Raw genomic sequence first — 12,880 nt, forward strand, 5'->3', positions numbered from 1 at the left:
ACGAGGAGTTCTTCGCCCTGTTGATGGCAGCGGGGGGGGGGGGGGCGGAGGAGGAATCGGCCCCCCCCCCCCCCCCCCACAACAACGCCCCCCCCACAAAACCCCGGGGGGGGGGGGCGGGCCCGCGGGCCGACAACGCTTCCCGCCAGTTGGCGCAGCCACCTCCTCCGGTCGGCCGGGGCTCCAGGCGCCCGCGGCCCGCTCGACACACCAAAAACCCCTGCGCCCACAGCTGCCCTCCGTCATACGCTGACGCCCGCTGTCTGCCGAGGGAGAACGCATGGAGATCCGGAGCCTGACCCGTACCGAAGCCGAGCGCCGGGCCGCGCTGTTGACGGTCGAGCGGTACGACGTGGACGTCGACCTCACCGGCCTGCCCGACGGGCCGGAGGTCCGGTGCGTCTCCACCGTGACCTTCAGCTGCCACGAGCCGGGCGCGGAGACGTTCGTGGACTGCGCGGCACAGGTACGGAGCGCCACGCTGAATGGCAACCCCCTCACCCCCACCGGGGACGGCCGGATACCCCTGCCCGCTCTCGCCGAGCACAACGTGCTGCGCGTGGAGAGCGTCCAGGCCGACACGACGACGGGCGAGGGCGTGCACAAGGCGACCGACCCCGCGGACGGCGAGGTCTACGTGTGGATGAGCTTCGAGCCCGATCAGGCCCGGTTCGTCTGGGCGTGCTTCGACCAACCCGACCTGAAGGCCCCGCACGGCTTCGCCGTCACGGCCCCGCCCGCATGGACCGTCACCAGCAACTCCGGAGACCCGCGCGTCGAGGAGCTGGAGGGGGCCCGTCGCTGGACTTTCCCGGACACCCCGCCCCTGTCCGTCTACAACACCGTCATCAACGCGGGCCCACTCCACGAGATCCGCCGTGAGACCGACGGCCACGACCTCGGCCTCTACACCCGCCGCTCCCTCGCGTCGATCCTCGACCGAGACGCCGACGAGATCTTCACCCTCACCCGCCAGGGACTCGCCTTCTTCGGCGAGGCCTTTGCGATGCCGTTCCCGCAGCGCAAGTACGACCAGGTGTTCATGCCCGAGTTCGGCGGGGCGATGGAGAACTACGGGTGCGTGACCTGGTCGGATGTGTTCCTGCGACGGGCGACGCCGACGCCTGCCGAGAGTGAACTGCTCGCGGTGGTGCTGCTGCACGAGATGGCGCACATGTGGTTCGGCAACATCGTCACCATGCGCTGGTGGGACGACCTCTGGCTGAACGAGGCGTTCGCGGAGTTCGCCTGCCACTGGGCCGCCGAGCGTGCCACCCGGTACACCGATGCCTGGGCGGGCCATCTGGCGGGCGACAAGCTCAGGGCGTACCTGTCCGACCAGGGCCCCGTCTCGCACCCGATCCACCAGCCCATCCACGACGTCGCCCAGGCCGCGTCGATCTTCGACAACATCACCTACCCCAAGGGCGCCTCGGTGCTCCAGCAGCTCATGACGTACGTCGGAGAAGAGCGCTTCCGGGTCGGTATGGCCTCCTACTTCGCCCGCCATGCATGGGGCAGCGCCTCGCTCCAGGATCTGATCGACGCTCTCTCCGAGGCCGGCGGGCGCGACTTGGACACCTGGCGCACGGCCTGGCTGGAAACGGCGGGCACTGACCGCTTCTCGCTGGAACGCGACGGCGACACCGTCACGCTGGTGGCTGCCGGCACCCCGCGCCCGCAGGTGGTGGCGGTGGGCGCGTACGGCAGGACGGGCGAAGCGCTCGAACGCAGGGCGCTGGTGCGGGTCGAGGTGACGCAGACCCGCACTTCGGTCACGGGCCTCCCGCCCGAAGCAGACATCGACGTCCTGCTGATCAACGACGAAGACCTGACCTTCGCCACGACCCGCCCTGACCCCACGACCAGGGACGCGTTCTTCCGTACGGCGGCGGAACTGCCCACGGCCATCTCCCGGGGCGTGGCCACGGCGACCGTGTGGGACATGCTGACCACCGGCGAGGCCACGGCAGCGGAAGCCGGACGATGCATCACCACGGTCCTCACCGCCGAGACGTCCGACGCCGTGATCGAGCCCTGTCTGACACTCGCCGCGAACATCGCCGAACTGTGGGCACCGCCGGCCGAACGCGCCGGGCTGACAGCGGCGGTGGCGGCAGCCTGTCGGCACCTCGCCGTGGACTCCGGCCGCCGCCAGGTCGCCCTGCGCGGCCTGGCCCGCACTGCGTCGGCTCCGGACGACCTGGCCTGGCTCCGCGAACAGGCGGGCGACGACGTGGACCTGTGTTGGCGCGTGCTGGTTCGTGAGGCGGAACTGGCCGCCGACGTCTCGTCCGAGGTCGCACTCCTGCTGGAACGCGACCCGGACCCAGACGCCTGGGTCCGCGCCCTCACCGTACGGGCCGCTCTGCCGGACCCCGCCGCGAAGGCTGAGGTCTGGCAGAAGTTGGCGGTGGACCGCGCCGTCCCCGTCGACTCGGTCGGCCAAGTGGCGGCGGCGTTCTGGCGCCCCGCACAGGACGCCCTGCTGGCCCCCTACACCCAGCGCTACCTGGACTCGGTACCGCATCTGCACCGAGGCGGAATGATCCCGGCGATGGTCTTCGCAAGCCGTCTCTTCCCGCTGCATGCCATCGACCCCACGTACATCGAAAAGGCCCAACAGGCGTCCCACGAGGCGGCCCCGGTGGTCCGCAACACCCTCCTGGAACGTTCGGACGAGGTGAGGCGAATGCTCCACTCCCGAACCCGTACGACCTGATCAGAGACAGGCGTCGTACGCCGCGGCAGCCACACCTCGACGCGCGAGCCGTCGTCGGGACGGCACTGTTCGTCCCGACGGCTAGCGGGCGGGTGGGTTCAAAGCGGCCTCGGCCTCCTGTCGCGACCTCGGCACGTCATGGCTCTCCACGTAGACGGCATAGCCCGAGTTCACCAGCCCTCTGACCATCGCCAGGTCGGGCTCGTCACCCGGCTGTCGCAGGTGGTACGGCGGCGGGTAATAGCAGTCGCCCAGAAAGATCACGCCTTCCGAGGGGACCTTGACGACGATCGAGTCCGGGGTGTGCCGCCCGCCGACATGCTCGAGTTCCGCTGCCGCCCCGGCGAGTTCGATGACGTGACGGGTACGGAACGTCTGGTCGGGCAGCACGATCCGAAAAGACTCCCAGCAGCCCTCCATGGCCCGGACCCGAGCCGAAAAGCTCGGCCGCAGCAGCGGCTCACGCGCCATCTCCGCCCGGAGATACGGCTCGGACCAGGGCTTGTCCGCTTCGGCGAGCAGCGCCTGCCGACACTGCTCGTGGGCGACGACCGGGACGCCCCACTCCTGGGCGCCCCAGACATGGTCCCAGTGGTGGTGCGTGTAAACGAGCAGCTGCGGCGGCGGGAACCCTTGGCGTACCAGGCTTTCTCGCACCCGACGAGCGTGCGCCGGGCTCTGGCCGGCGTCGACGACGAGGCAGCCGTCGTCCCCGGCGATCACGCCCACGCTCGCCTGGACCCGGTCGGGGTCGGGATGGTGCGGCCACAGCCAGACGCGCTCCGTGACGCGTACCAGCGCGCTCGGATCGGTATACGCCATCTCTTCCCCCCGGAGCTGGTGCTGACGTCGCCGTCAAGCTACCGCAACGGCCAAGGTGGGCGCCCTCGTTGATGGCCGGCACCGGCACTGCCGCGTCCGGTCGTTCCGCGAGCGCCGTTGTGCGGCGAGCGGGTGCATCTCCCGCCGTAGGCGATTGACCTGGAACAGAGGCGGAACTAATCGGGTAAATAGTGCTAATCCTGACTGGTACTCGGCCGGGACGCACGCGCGAGGAGCGCCATGACCCACAACCGACCCCGCGCTCGGCGCCGCCGACTGCTCCGACGCACCTGGCTCGCCGTGCTCGCGCTCCTGGTCGGCAGCCTCGGCTGGTCGATCGGCGAGGCGCTGACGTACCCCGGCAAGGACAGCAACATGGCCCGGATGGCCGAATGGGCGCGGGACCACGAACTGGGCTTCGCCGTGGACCAGTTGGAGAACCTGAGATACGACATGAACCCACCCAGGGTCGGCGGCACCCTCTCCGCCGACGCCCTGGCCCGTATGCGGGGTACGCACGAAGCCGACGGCGAGAACGCCGATCCGGCGGCGGCACCCGGCTCCGGGGGCCACCGCCCGGCCGCCGGCCCCGAACGCGGCGCGCCCGCCGCGCCTGCGCCGCGGATCCCCCTGCACGCCCGCATGCGCACGTTCGTCACCCCGGCGCTGCCCGGCGAGGGAGTCTTCCGCCCTCTGGCCACCGACCACGGCGAGCCGATCGTGCAAGGCACCTATTTGCGCCCGGACAGCGACCACACCTCGTACGAAGCCGCGGTCGCCTGGATCAGCCGGAAACACGCACGCTTCCAACTGCACCCCGGATTCCGCGAGCCCGGCGGCACCTTCGACGTACCGCCGACCATCCCCGAAGGGGACCGCACCGGGCTGCTAGCCACCTGGAACGGTGGCTTTCGCGTCACCAACGGCGACTCACGGGGAGGTTTCTATCTCGACGGCAAGCAGGTCGGCGAACTGCGCGACGGCGCAGCCGCCGAGGTCTTCTACCGCGACGGCTCCATCAAGATCGGCGCATGGGGACGCGATGTGTCGATGACCTCCGACGTCGTCGGAGTCCGCCAATGCCTGGAGCTGATGGTCGACCACGGCAAGGTCGTCGACGACATCGACGACGACGGCAAGTGGGGCGCCGCCGACCAGGGCCGCATGTTCGTGGAACGCTCCGGAGTCGGCGTCACCGCGAAGGGCGACATCGTCATGGTGGTCGGTCAGGCGCTGTCCGCACGGACCCTGGCTGAACTGATGCAGCGCGCCGGCGCGGTCCGTGCCATGTCCCTCGACATGAACCGGGCCTGGCCGTCCTTCATCTACTACGACGCCGGCCAACACCCGTCCAACCCGGAGCCCACCAACTTCCTCGACTTCGACAACCCACCCGACCGCTACTACGACCAGGCCACCCGCGACTTCGTCGCCGTCTACGCCCGGTAAGAGGCATGCGGGACAGCGTCAGGGCGAGCGGACGGTCACCCCGTCGAGGATGGCGACGGACCGGTGCAGCCGGCCGAATGGCGACCGGCGGTCTCCCAGGCCCGCGCGTCCGGAAGTCCGCTTCCCCCGCTGATGCCGGGCGGCATGTACGGGATGCGAGGCGATGCCTGCCTGGCGGAAGAGAGCACCGAGATGCTCGCGGACCTGTCCGAGCATCACCGACAACTGCAAAAAGCCCTCACCCAGGCCTCCCAATGGCGCTCAGAGCCGGCCCCGAGATAGGGCGAGCGGGGCGGCGGCCGCGTGGAAGACCTGTACGACGGCTCCGGAGTGATGCGCCGATCAAGTCTCACATCCTGCTGACCTGCGGCGGAGCTTCCTAGGGGCGCGGGGCGGCAATCAGTGTCTCGGATGTGTGTCGCGAGCCCTCAGGTCGTGTGTTCTCACGGCCACCTCTGGGGGCTCGTATAGGTGATCGAAAATGTGGCGGAAGCTCTGCGGGCTACGGAGGAACTCCTGATACCTCTCCTCCTCCCACGGGGGGATGCCCGCCTCGGTCCACACGACGAACCGTCGGCCGTCGCATAGCGCGATGCCGATGTCCTCAGCCAGCCTTCGTGCGTTTTCCGTGAAGCTAGCCGTCGTCACCACCAGCCCGACATCGGCCTTGTGAACCTTGAAGCAAGGGAAGCCGCGCATGAGGGCACCTGCCAGTTGGGGGAGGGGAGCGAGGGGACAGCGGCTGGGTCAGAGTACGTTGTCGATCACCTGTAGCGTCTGGTGGGCGTCGATGAGTGTCGTCAGGCCAACGGTTGCCTTGAGGGGGCGCCACATTTGCCGCATCGTTGGCTCTGCAGGGTAGGCCAGGACTCTGCGCACAGGCTGCGGGACGCGCAGCGGAAGCGGCTGTCCTGGAGGAACGGTGGGGTGAGATGGCCCGATGCTGCATCTCACGCGCCACTCACGCGTGCGCGGACGCTGGCCGGGAGGGAGAGCGAGTCCCAGCCGCGCCCTGAGGTTGCCGGGATGGCTGTAACGCCCCGGGTGTTGCAGCTTCAGGACCCGGACATCGGACACTGGCGATTTTGGGGTGTCCCGCCTATCCACGCAGCTCAGCGCTTCAACCGGACAGTCGGAGACTGGGACACCCCGATGTCGCGGCAGCCTTGTGCGTGATCTCCCTTGGCTCCTGAGGTGCCGGACGTTGCCACAGCGTTCCCGTAGCTTGGTGCCATCAGGGGGTGTAAAGCGACTGCAGCCTGGTCACCTGGCCGTTGTTGTCGAAAGTGAGGTCGAAGCCCAGCCCCTCGAGAAATGCCGGCGACTGGAGTTTCACCCGCCTGACGAACTCGGCCTGGGAGTAGGAGTAGGGGACCGAGTTGTCCCCCAGTGGGACCGACAGCAGTACCCGGCCGTCCGTGGCCATGGACACCGTGCTGTACGGCCCCTGGCCCGGAATGATCACCCAGGCCTCGATGTCGCCGGTGGCGGACTGCTTCCGGGCGGATCGAACCGACAGGTAGGTCCGTCTGTTGGTGATCCAGGCGTCGGTGATCTGCATGAACTGCTTGGTACCCGCCCAGCGCGCCGGGGCTCCCGGCGTCGCCGTGCCGCCCGGTGCGGACGTGCTGCCCGGTGCCGTGCCGCCGCCCGGTGCGGACGTGCTCCCCGGTGCCGTGCTGCCGTCCGGCGTGGTTGCCGACGCTGCCGCGGAGGCCGAGGCGGACGCCGGAGTGGAGGCCGGAGCAAAGGGCGATGTCGTCACCGAGGCCGGCGTGGAGGCGTCCGCCCGGCCGTCGTTGCCGCCCCCGGAACAAGCGCTGAGGGCAAGGGTGGTGAGGGCGAGGGCGGCAGCCCCGGCGACGTTTCGGCGGCGTGAGGTGAACATGCTTAGCGTCCCATCGGGTCGGGTGCGGTCGAGATACACGGGCTCTACGCGCCATCGCACCCTGCGGGTTACACCGTCAATGTCATGAACTCGTAACAGCTCACCGGTGGGTTACCCGGCCTCCCGCAGGGACTCCACACGACCCTCGCTGTCGTAGTCGATCCGGAACATCCACCGCGGACCGTCCGCCAGCCGACCAACCAGCTGGCCCAACTGCAAGTCCGCGGGGCGCCCGCCGGAGAGCCGGCGCGCCTCGACGAGAGTCGCACGCGGCAGCGTCAGCGTGTGTACCACCCCGGTGGGCGAAGCGGTGCCCTGGATCACGCCGCGGAGCTGCTGGACGGTGACGCGCACCGTGTCGCCCTCGGCCACCGCACCGTAGACATAGCCCAATTCGCTGGCGTACTCCTCGCCCGGGGCGGGCGACGGGCGCACGAAGGGAGATGGAGTCGGCACCGGAGTGACCGCGGCCGGCTCCGGCACCCGGGCGGAGCCGGCCAGCGCCAAGCCGCCTGCCACCAGTGCGGCGGCCAGCGACGCGACGACGGTAGCCAGGGCCGTCCGCCTGCGGCCCAGACGCTGATTGCCGCGGGCCCGCACCCGGTACGCGGCAATCGGTACGGCACGGCCCTTTGCCGACTCGGCGAGTTCGGCGAGGCGCCGTCCCAGCTCGGTCTCGTCAGCCATGCTCCCCCTCCGGTAGTCGGCCCGCTCGGGGATCCAGCTCCGTATCGGAAAGCAGGCGGGCCAGGGTCGCCCGCCCGCGCCTCAGGTGCACCTTGACCGTACCGACCGGGGAGCCAGTCTCGGCGGCCACCTGCTCCACCGACAAATCGCACAGATGGTGCAGGACCACGGCCCGCCGCTGTGTCTCGGGAATCCGCCGCAGCGCCTCGACCAGCACCACGTGGTGTGGCTCGGGGGGCGGTACGACGGGGGGCGGACCCTGTCGGCGGGCGAAAACGAGGGCGGCGCGGGCCCGCCTCCACCGGCTGACCGCCAGCCGCCACGCCACGGTACGCACCCACGCCTCCGGTGCGCCATCCAGATCCAGCTGCGTCCGGCGTTCCCAGGCCCGGGCGAAGGCTTCCTGCACCACGTCCTGCGACTCTGCGAGGTCGCCCGTCATCGCATACAGCTGGCCGATGAGACGGCCGACGCTCGCGGTGTAGAAGGCGTCGAACTCACGTTCCTCCACACCCCGTCCCGGCAGGTTCTCGGGCAGTTGCATGCCTCTTCTCGCTTCGGATGCCGGTAAATCCCGGCACCCACCTGCTCAATGATGCGGAGCTTATCGTGCCGCTCGGGACTGACCGTCTTCAAGCCGATGCCATGTTTGCGTGGCCGGACTGAGCGCCCCACCGGTTCGGACGGCAAAGCGACCCCCGCGCACACGGGCGTTGAGGCGATCTTCAGCCCGTGTCCCGCCCAGGCTGGGTCGAGCATGGCCGGGGCCCGACGCTCGGCCGCGACCCGGGCAGCGCTCGGGGCCCCGACCTTGGATCCACACCCGGACGGCGAAGGCCCCCGATCTCATCCGGAGGCGTTGTCTACTCCAGAGCTGCTTTGTCGTGACCCCGCCGACGCCCTACGCGAACTCGGCCTCACCAGATGGGCACGCATCTCGCCTGCTCCGAGGGCTGAGCGCGGTGTGTCGGAGGTGTGTCGCGAACAGTGAGAGGCAACGGGACAAAGCGGGAGTCAGTGAGACTGACTCCCGCTCTCTTCTGCCGGCATTCGCCCTGGTCAGAGCTTGATTTCTGCTACTCTTCGGCGAGTGCCCCCGGCAGGATTCGAACCTGCGCACACGGTTCCGGAGTCCGCGGCTGTCTCTGACGTTACGGCAGGTCAAGGACTCTGAGCTCGCTGGCGCAACGCCGCTTCGTCCACGAATAGTCCACACGACGCAGCGCTCCGCCTTGTGCGGACTCAGGCGCCGACAAGTACTGCGGCAGCGGCGTCGAACAGGTCGTTGAGCGCGTCGAAGGCTGCCGCGTCGGCGAGCCCCTTGGGCTCCCAAGTCTCCGCAGCCAGCGAGTCCATGACGACGAGGCCGGTGGCGAAGGCGATGCCTCGGTACTGAGCCACTGCTGCGAGGGATGCGGCTTCCATCTCGACAGTCAGTACGCCTTCGTCTCGATAGGCCAGCACCTCTTGGCGCGTCTCTCGATACACCGCGTCGGTTGTCCAACTGCCGCCTACCTGCACTTGGCGTCCTCGTCTTTTGAGCGTATCGATCAACCGAGCTGTCAACTCCTCGTCCGGCTGCACGTAGCGCTCCGGTCCCAGGTAGTGGTGTGAGACGCCTTCATCACGCACAGCCCGGTCGCAGACGACCACGTCACCGGGGACCTGGCCGACGCACAGCCCGCCGGCGCCACCAATGCTCACCACGCATCGCGCGCCTGCGGCGATAGCCTCTTCCAATACGGACGCAGCGGCCGGACCCCCTATGCCGAACCCGCTGAGCAACCCAACCTGCTTGCCCGCCACATCCACGACATGGAACTCGCCGAAGAAAGCCTCAAAACGCTGTGATGCGTACCGCTGTAGGACCTCACGCCGAAGCCTGGCGCTGTACATCATCACGACCGCTTCCGGCACCACCTGCTGCCGAACAGCCTGGCGCAGGGTCTCGTGCGGCTGGAAGAGCGCTGGAAGAGCGTACTTGCCTGGATAGTTGGGGAAGGTCATACGCCATGGTCGACGGCAACCCGCAGATGCAGCAAACGGATTGCCGCATCGACGCGCCGTGGCCATCCATCGACACTCGCTTGAGGAGTTTGAACCTTCCCCTTGATCGTGGACACCTGGAGACCGGGACGTGAGGTTCCAGAGGAAGTAGCACCGGGTGGGGAGCAAGCACACGAAGCGATACACCGTGGAGTTCAAACGGGACGCGTTCGCGCTCGTCGACTCCACGGGGAAGACGGTCACCGCGGTCGGCCGGGAGCTCGGCATCAGTCCGGAGTCCCTGCGCGGCTGGTACCGCCGGGCCAAGACCGACCAGGGCGAAGGCCGGCCCGGCGAGCTCACCACGGCGGAACGCGAGGAGCTCAAGCGGCTGCGCAGGCAGAACGCCGAACAGGCCAAGACGATCGAGGTACTGCGAAAAGCCGCGGTCTTCTTCGCGAAGGAGAGCGATCGGTGAACGACACGTACGCGTTCATCGAGGCGGAGAAGACCACCCACGGCGTCCCTTTCCTGTGCCGGCTGCTGAAGGTGGCCCGTTCCTCCTTCTAGGCCTGGCTCGCCTCGGCAGAGACCCGGGTCGCGCGCCGGGCCGCCGATGAGGCCCTGGCCCACGAGATCACCGTCATCCACGTCGCCTTCCGCCAGAGTTACGGCGTCCCGCGCGGCCATGCCGAACTGCGGCGCCTGGGGCTGCTGGTGAACCGCAAACGCGTCGCCCGCGTCATGCGCGAGCGTGACATCCAAGGTGTCATCCGTCGCAGACGGCGCTCGCTGACGCAGCCGGGCAAGACGGCACGGCCGGCCGCGGACCTGATCGGCCGGGACTTCGACGCCGACCGTCCCGGCACCGAGCTGGTCGGCGACATCACCGCCCTGCCCACCCGCGAGGTCGTCGGCTACTCGATGGCCGACCACCACCGCGCCACCCTCGTCGTTGATGCGCTGAAGATGGCCGACGGCCGGGGCCGGCTCCAGCCCGGCTGGATAGCGCATTCAGACCGCGGCAGCGAATACACCAGCAGCCAATTCCGGCATGAAATACGTAAGTTGGACGTCCGGCAAAGCTGCGGTCGCACCGGGTCCTGCTTCGGTAATGCCGCCGCGGAAAGCTTCTGGGCTCTATTCAAAGAAGAGATCGGCACGCGTGTCCGGCCTGGCCGGGCCACCGCCCGCGCGGAGGTCTTCGACTTCATCAAGACGTTCTATAACCGCCGCCGTCTGCGCAGGCACAAGGTCTTCGGCTACCTCACCCCAGCCGAGACTCGGCAACGGCACCAGCACGGCCTCGCAGCATAGAGATCGAGTGTCCAAGATCACGGGGAAGCTTCATGGAGACGAAGCTGAAGAACGCCGTCTGCGCCGGCACCATCACGCTGTCCGCCGCCTGCAGCGCTATCAAGAACAACTGGACCACGGCCCTGCAGGTCACCGGAATCGGCTAACCCCTGCCAACCGCCGGGACATCCAGGCCACACGTGCTGGATGTCCCGGCAACAAATGACGAGTTCGCATTCCTCGCCCAACGAAGCGAACTACGGGCTGAGCCCCGCTTTAGGAGAGACCCCATGGCCTCACCCGTCTGTGCTGGCCTTTCCCTGACTTCCCCGTTCCTGCTGTTCAGCGGGTTGCAGTCTTCCGTCCCTGCCTGATCGTTCCCTGCCTTTACACGGCCTTCCGTTCCCATGGCGTTCCCATGAAGGCCCCTCAGAGGCCCCTGGAACGGGGGCGGGGGAGTCGGCTGAGGCCAGCTGGGGTCGCCGAAGCGGTGAGCACCGCAGACCCCTTGGGGGCGACAAAGGCCCCGCCCCCGTCAGAGGTGAGGCCTTGGGCCGTCTACGCGCGCCCTGTCCGGGCTGCTGCGTACAGGCTAGCGGCTCGGGCTGATGGGCGGTGCGGGTCTATCCAGGTTGCTCGGCACGTTGTGTGGCTACTCCTGGAACCAGCCGGCGTAGATCCCCCGGACGCGTAGCCCCAGCGGCTCGTACCAGTGGTTGGCTGCTTGTGCCAGTGCCTGTGGGTCCAGGAGGTCGTTCCCCCGCATCCGTTCGTCTTGGTGGGTCAGGTACTGGATGAGGCCGGTCGCCTGGTTTTCGGATGTCCCGGTCGATGATGAGGCCGACCTGTGCAGAAACGGCAGAGAGGGCAGCCTCGAAAGCCTCGTGCGCTGCCTCTTTCTGTTGCCCGTGTTCGGGTATCACAGCGTCGACGCGTGCGTAGAACAGCCGGCGCGCGTGTGCGTGGACATCGAGGAACTTGTCGATAGCCGTGCGGAGCAGCTGGTTGAACTCGACCAGGTATTGCAGCTCGAACTCTTCGCGGCGCCTGGAGCTGACCGGGTAGGCGAGGGCGACTCTGGAACTGCTCGCCGCACCACCAGCAAGCTGCTGGTCGGCCACCGTTGTCTGGGCGGCGGCGAGAGCTTGCGCGACTTTGCCACCGGCAACGTCTTGTCGGATGCGATCCGGCGCTGGCAGCAGCACGCCCGGGAGGACGGCGCGGCGCTGCCGGCTCGGGTGAGCGGTCAGGCCCTGCGGCACAGCGCCCAGGCGCACCACGGCCGGACGGGGAACAACACCCAGGACACGCACGAGCGGGACTACCAGCTCCTCGACGACGAGGTCCGCGACGCCTCCCGTGGCGCGGTGGAACTCGGGCTCGCGCGCGCCGTGCACTCCGCCCGGCAGGCGGTGGCCATGCGCATGGTCGACCAGGTCGACGGCGACGAGAAGGGCCACAGATTGCATCGGGTCTTCAGTCGCGCTGTTGCCGGCAAGGGCGAGGCATGCCTTGGCGGCCGCGCGTCACCGTTACTTCGGAAGAAGCGCGCGGGACTCGCGAGTTCCCTCGACGGTGACGCCGTTCCAGAAGGCGACGTATTTCTTGATGCCGAGGAGGCGGGCGATCGGCCGCGGGTGGGGGTAGTACCAGGCCGCGCTCGGATTGGTCTCGCCGCCGGCTTCGACGTTGTAGTAGCGGGCGATGCCCTTCCACGGGCACAGCGTCCGGGTGCGGGCGTCCGTGAAGTGCGGCCGGATGAGGGAGTCGGGCGGGAAGTAGTGGTTGCCCTCGATCATCTTCGTAAGGGGGGTCTCGGCGATGACGACGCCGTTCCAGACCGCGCGCATCATGATGGCATCCGTCCTTCCTCCTGGATTCGGTGGGCTGAGGGAACCCGCTGGCGCCCGCCCCGCATTCCCTCTGTGCCCCCTAAGAACTCCTAACAAAGTGGCGCTTCTTCCCTTGGAATGTTGGCACCTGATGGGGTGTTAGCCTGCACATGAGAAGGGGCGAGCAGTTGCCGTGGA

At 68.5% G+C, this 12,880-nt stretch carries 11 protein-coding genes and 1 pseudogene; 4 read left to right on the top strand and 8 right to left on the bottom strand.

Annotated elements, in window-relative coordinates; translation table 11 throughout:
* The first annotated feature begins 280 nt into the window (after nt 1-280).
* Nucleotides 281-2,722 (top strand): aminopeptidase N, encoded by a 2,442-nt coding sequence (gene pepN / locus ACFYXB_RS41395; RefSeq protein ID WP_389590309.1) that lies wholly within the window; start codon nt 281-283, stop codon nt 2,720-2,722.
* Between the two features lie 81 nt (nt 2,723-2,803).
* Here pepN and ACFYXB_RS41400 read toward each other — a convergent pair whose 3' ends face one another.
* Nucleotides 2,804-3,544 carry an MBL fold metallo-hydrolase gene (locus ACFYXB_RS41400; RefSeq protein WP_389590311.1) on the bottom strand — a complete coding sequence of 247 codons (741 nt, stop codon included), beginning with the start codon at nt 3,542-3,544 and terminating at the stop codon, nt 2,804-2,806.
* A 240-nt stretch (nt 3,545-3,784) separates the two neighbouring features.
* On the opposite strand from ACFYXB_RS41400, the gene ACFYXB_RS41405 reads away from it, so the two are divergent.
* The gene (locus tag ACFYXB_RS41405) at nt 3,785-4,993 is read left to right on the top strand and encodes a phosphodiester glycosidase family protein (protein WP_389590312.1); all 1,209 of its coding nucleotides are present in this window, start codon (nt 3,785-3,787) and stop codon (nt 4,991-4,993) included.
* Between the two features lie 399 nt (nt 4,994-5,392).
* Here the strand turns inward: ACFYXB_RS41405 and ACFYXB_RS41410 are convergent, their stop codons facing one another.
* From ACFYXB_RS41410 to ACFYXB_RS41430, 5 genes are all read right to left on the bottom strand, one after another.
* Complete coding sequence (locus ACFYXB_RS41410) at nt 5,393-5,692, bottom strand: restriction endonuclease (protein ID WP_389590314.1); 300 nt, start codon at nt 5,690-5,692, stop codon at nt 5,393-5,395.
* A gap of 535 nt (nt 5,693-6,227) precedes the next feature.
* Nucleotides 6,228-6,881 carry a hypothetical protein gene (locus ACFYXB_RS41415; RefSeq protein WP_389590315.1) on the bottom strand — a complete coding sequence of 218 codons (654 nt, stop codon included), beginning with the start codon at nt 6,879-6,881 and terminating at the stop codon, nt 6,228-6,230.
* Nucleotides 6,882-6,992: 111 nt separating this feature from the next.
* Complete coding sequence (locus ACFYXB_RS41420; RefSeq protein WP_389590317.1) at nt 6,993-7,568, bottom strand: hypothetical protein; 576 nt, start codon at nt 7,566-7,568, stop codon at nt 6,993-6,995.
* Nucleotides 7,561-8,112: a SigE family RNA polymerase sigma factor gene (locus ACFYXB_RS41425; RefSeq protein ID WP_388509775.1), complete on the bottom strand. Its 552-nt coding sequence runs from the start codon at nt 8,110-8,112 to the stop codon at nt 7,561-7,563. Before ACFYXB_RS41425 ends, ACFYXB_RS41420 begins: the two co-directional genes overlap by 8 nt.
* 698 nt (nt 8,113-8,810) lie before the next feature.
* Nucleotides 8,811-9,575, bottom strand: coding sequence for a nucleoside phosphorylase (locus tag ACFYXB_RS41430; protein ID WP_389590319.1), 765 nt, complete (start codon nt 9,573-9,575; stop codon nt 8,811-8,813).
* A gap of 157 nt (nt 9,576-9,732) precedes the next feature.
* Here ACFYXB_RS41430 and ACFYXB_RS41435 point away from each other — a divergent pair, with 157 nt between their 5' ends.
* Together ACFYXB_RS41435 and ACFYXB_RS41440 are read left to right on the top strand one after the other, a co-directional pair.
* Entirely contained in the window at nt 9,733-10,032 is a 300-nt protein-coding gene (locus ACFYXB_RS41435; protein WP_389590320.1) for a transposase, read from the top strand.
* A 128-nt stretch (nt 10,033-10,160) separates the two neighbouring features.
* Nucleotides 10,161-10,871 (top strand): annotated as a pseudogene (locus ACFYXB_RS41440) (IS3 family transposase); the annotation flags it as partial.
* Between the two features lie 602 nt (nt 10,872-11,473).
* On the opposite strand, the gene ACFYXB_RS41445 reads toward ACFYXB_RS41440, so the two are convergent.
* The gene (locus tag ACFYXB_RS41445) at nt 11,474-12,319 is read right to left on the bottom strand and encodes a hypothetical protein (protein WP_389590321.1); all 846 of its coding nucleotides are present in this window, start codon (nt 12,317-12,319) and stop codon (nt 11,474-11,476) included.
* A gap of 63 nt (nt 12,320-12,382) precedes the next feature.
* Entirely contained in the window at nt 12,383-12,703 is a 321-nt protein-coding gene (locus ACFYXB_RS41450; RefSeq protein WP_389590322.1) for a DUF427 domain-containing protein, read from the bottom strand.
* Between the last annotated feature and the right edge of the window lie 177 nt (nt 12,704-12,880).

The sequence above is a fragment of the Streptomyces sp. NPDC002619 genome (assembly GCF_042889305.1).
In the GTDB taxonomy this organism is placed as follows: domain Bacteria; phylum Actinomycetota; class Actinomycetes; order Streptomycetales; family Streptomycetaceae; genus Streptomyces.

Excerpts from the sequence above, each read along its gene's own strand:
- pepN (WP_389590309.1), top strand. The coding sequence starts at position 281 with ATGGAGATCCGGAGCCTGACCCGTACCGAAGCCGAGCGCCGGGCCGCG.
- ACFYXB_RS41400 (WP_389590311.1), bottom strand. The coding sequence starts at position 3,544 with ATGGCGTATACCGATCCGAGCGCGCTGGTACGCGTCACGGAGCGCGTC.
- ACFYXB_RS41405 (WP_389590312.1), top strand. The coding sequence starts at position 3,785 with ATGACCCACAACCGACCCCGCGCTCGGCGCCGCCGACTGCTCCGACGC.
- ACFYXB_RS41410 (WP_389590314.1), bottom strand. The coding sequence starts at position 5,692 with ATGCGCGGCTTCCCTTGCTTCAAGGTTCACAAGGCCGATGTCGGGCTG.
- ACFYXB_RS41415 (WP_389590315.1), bottom strand. The coding sequence starts at position 6,881 with ATGTTCACCTCACGCCGCCGAAACGTCGCCGGGGCTGCCGCCCTCGCC.
- ACFYXB_RS41420 (WP_389590317.1), bottom strand. The coding sequence starts at position 7,568 with ATGGCTGACGAGACCGAGCTGGGACGGCGCCTCGCCGAACTCGCCGAG.
- ACFYXB_RS41425 (WP_388509775.1), bottom strand. The coding sequence starts at position 8,112 with ATGCAACTGCCCGAGAACCTGCCGGGACGGGGTGTGGAGGAACGTGAG.
- ACFYXB_RS41430 (WP_389590319.1), bottom strand. The coding sequence starts at position 9,575 with ATGACCTTCCCCAACTATCCAGGCAAGTACGCTCTTCCAGCGCTCTTC.
- ACFYXB_RS41445 (WP_389590321.1), bottom strand. The coding sequence starts at position 12,319 with ATGCAATCTGTGGCCCTTCTCGTCGCCGTCGACCTGGTCGACCATGCG.
- ACFYXB_RS41450 (WP_389590322.1), bottom strand. The coding sequence starts at position 12,703 with ATGATGCGCGCGGTCTGGAACGGCGTCGTCATCGCCGAGACCCCCCTT.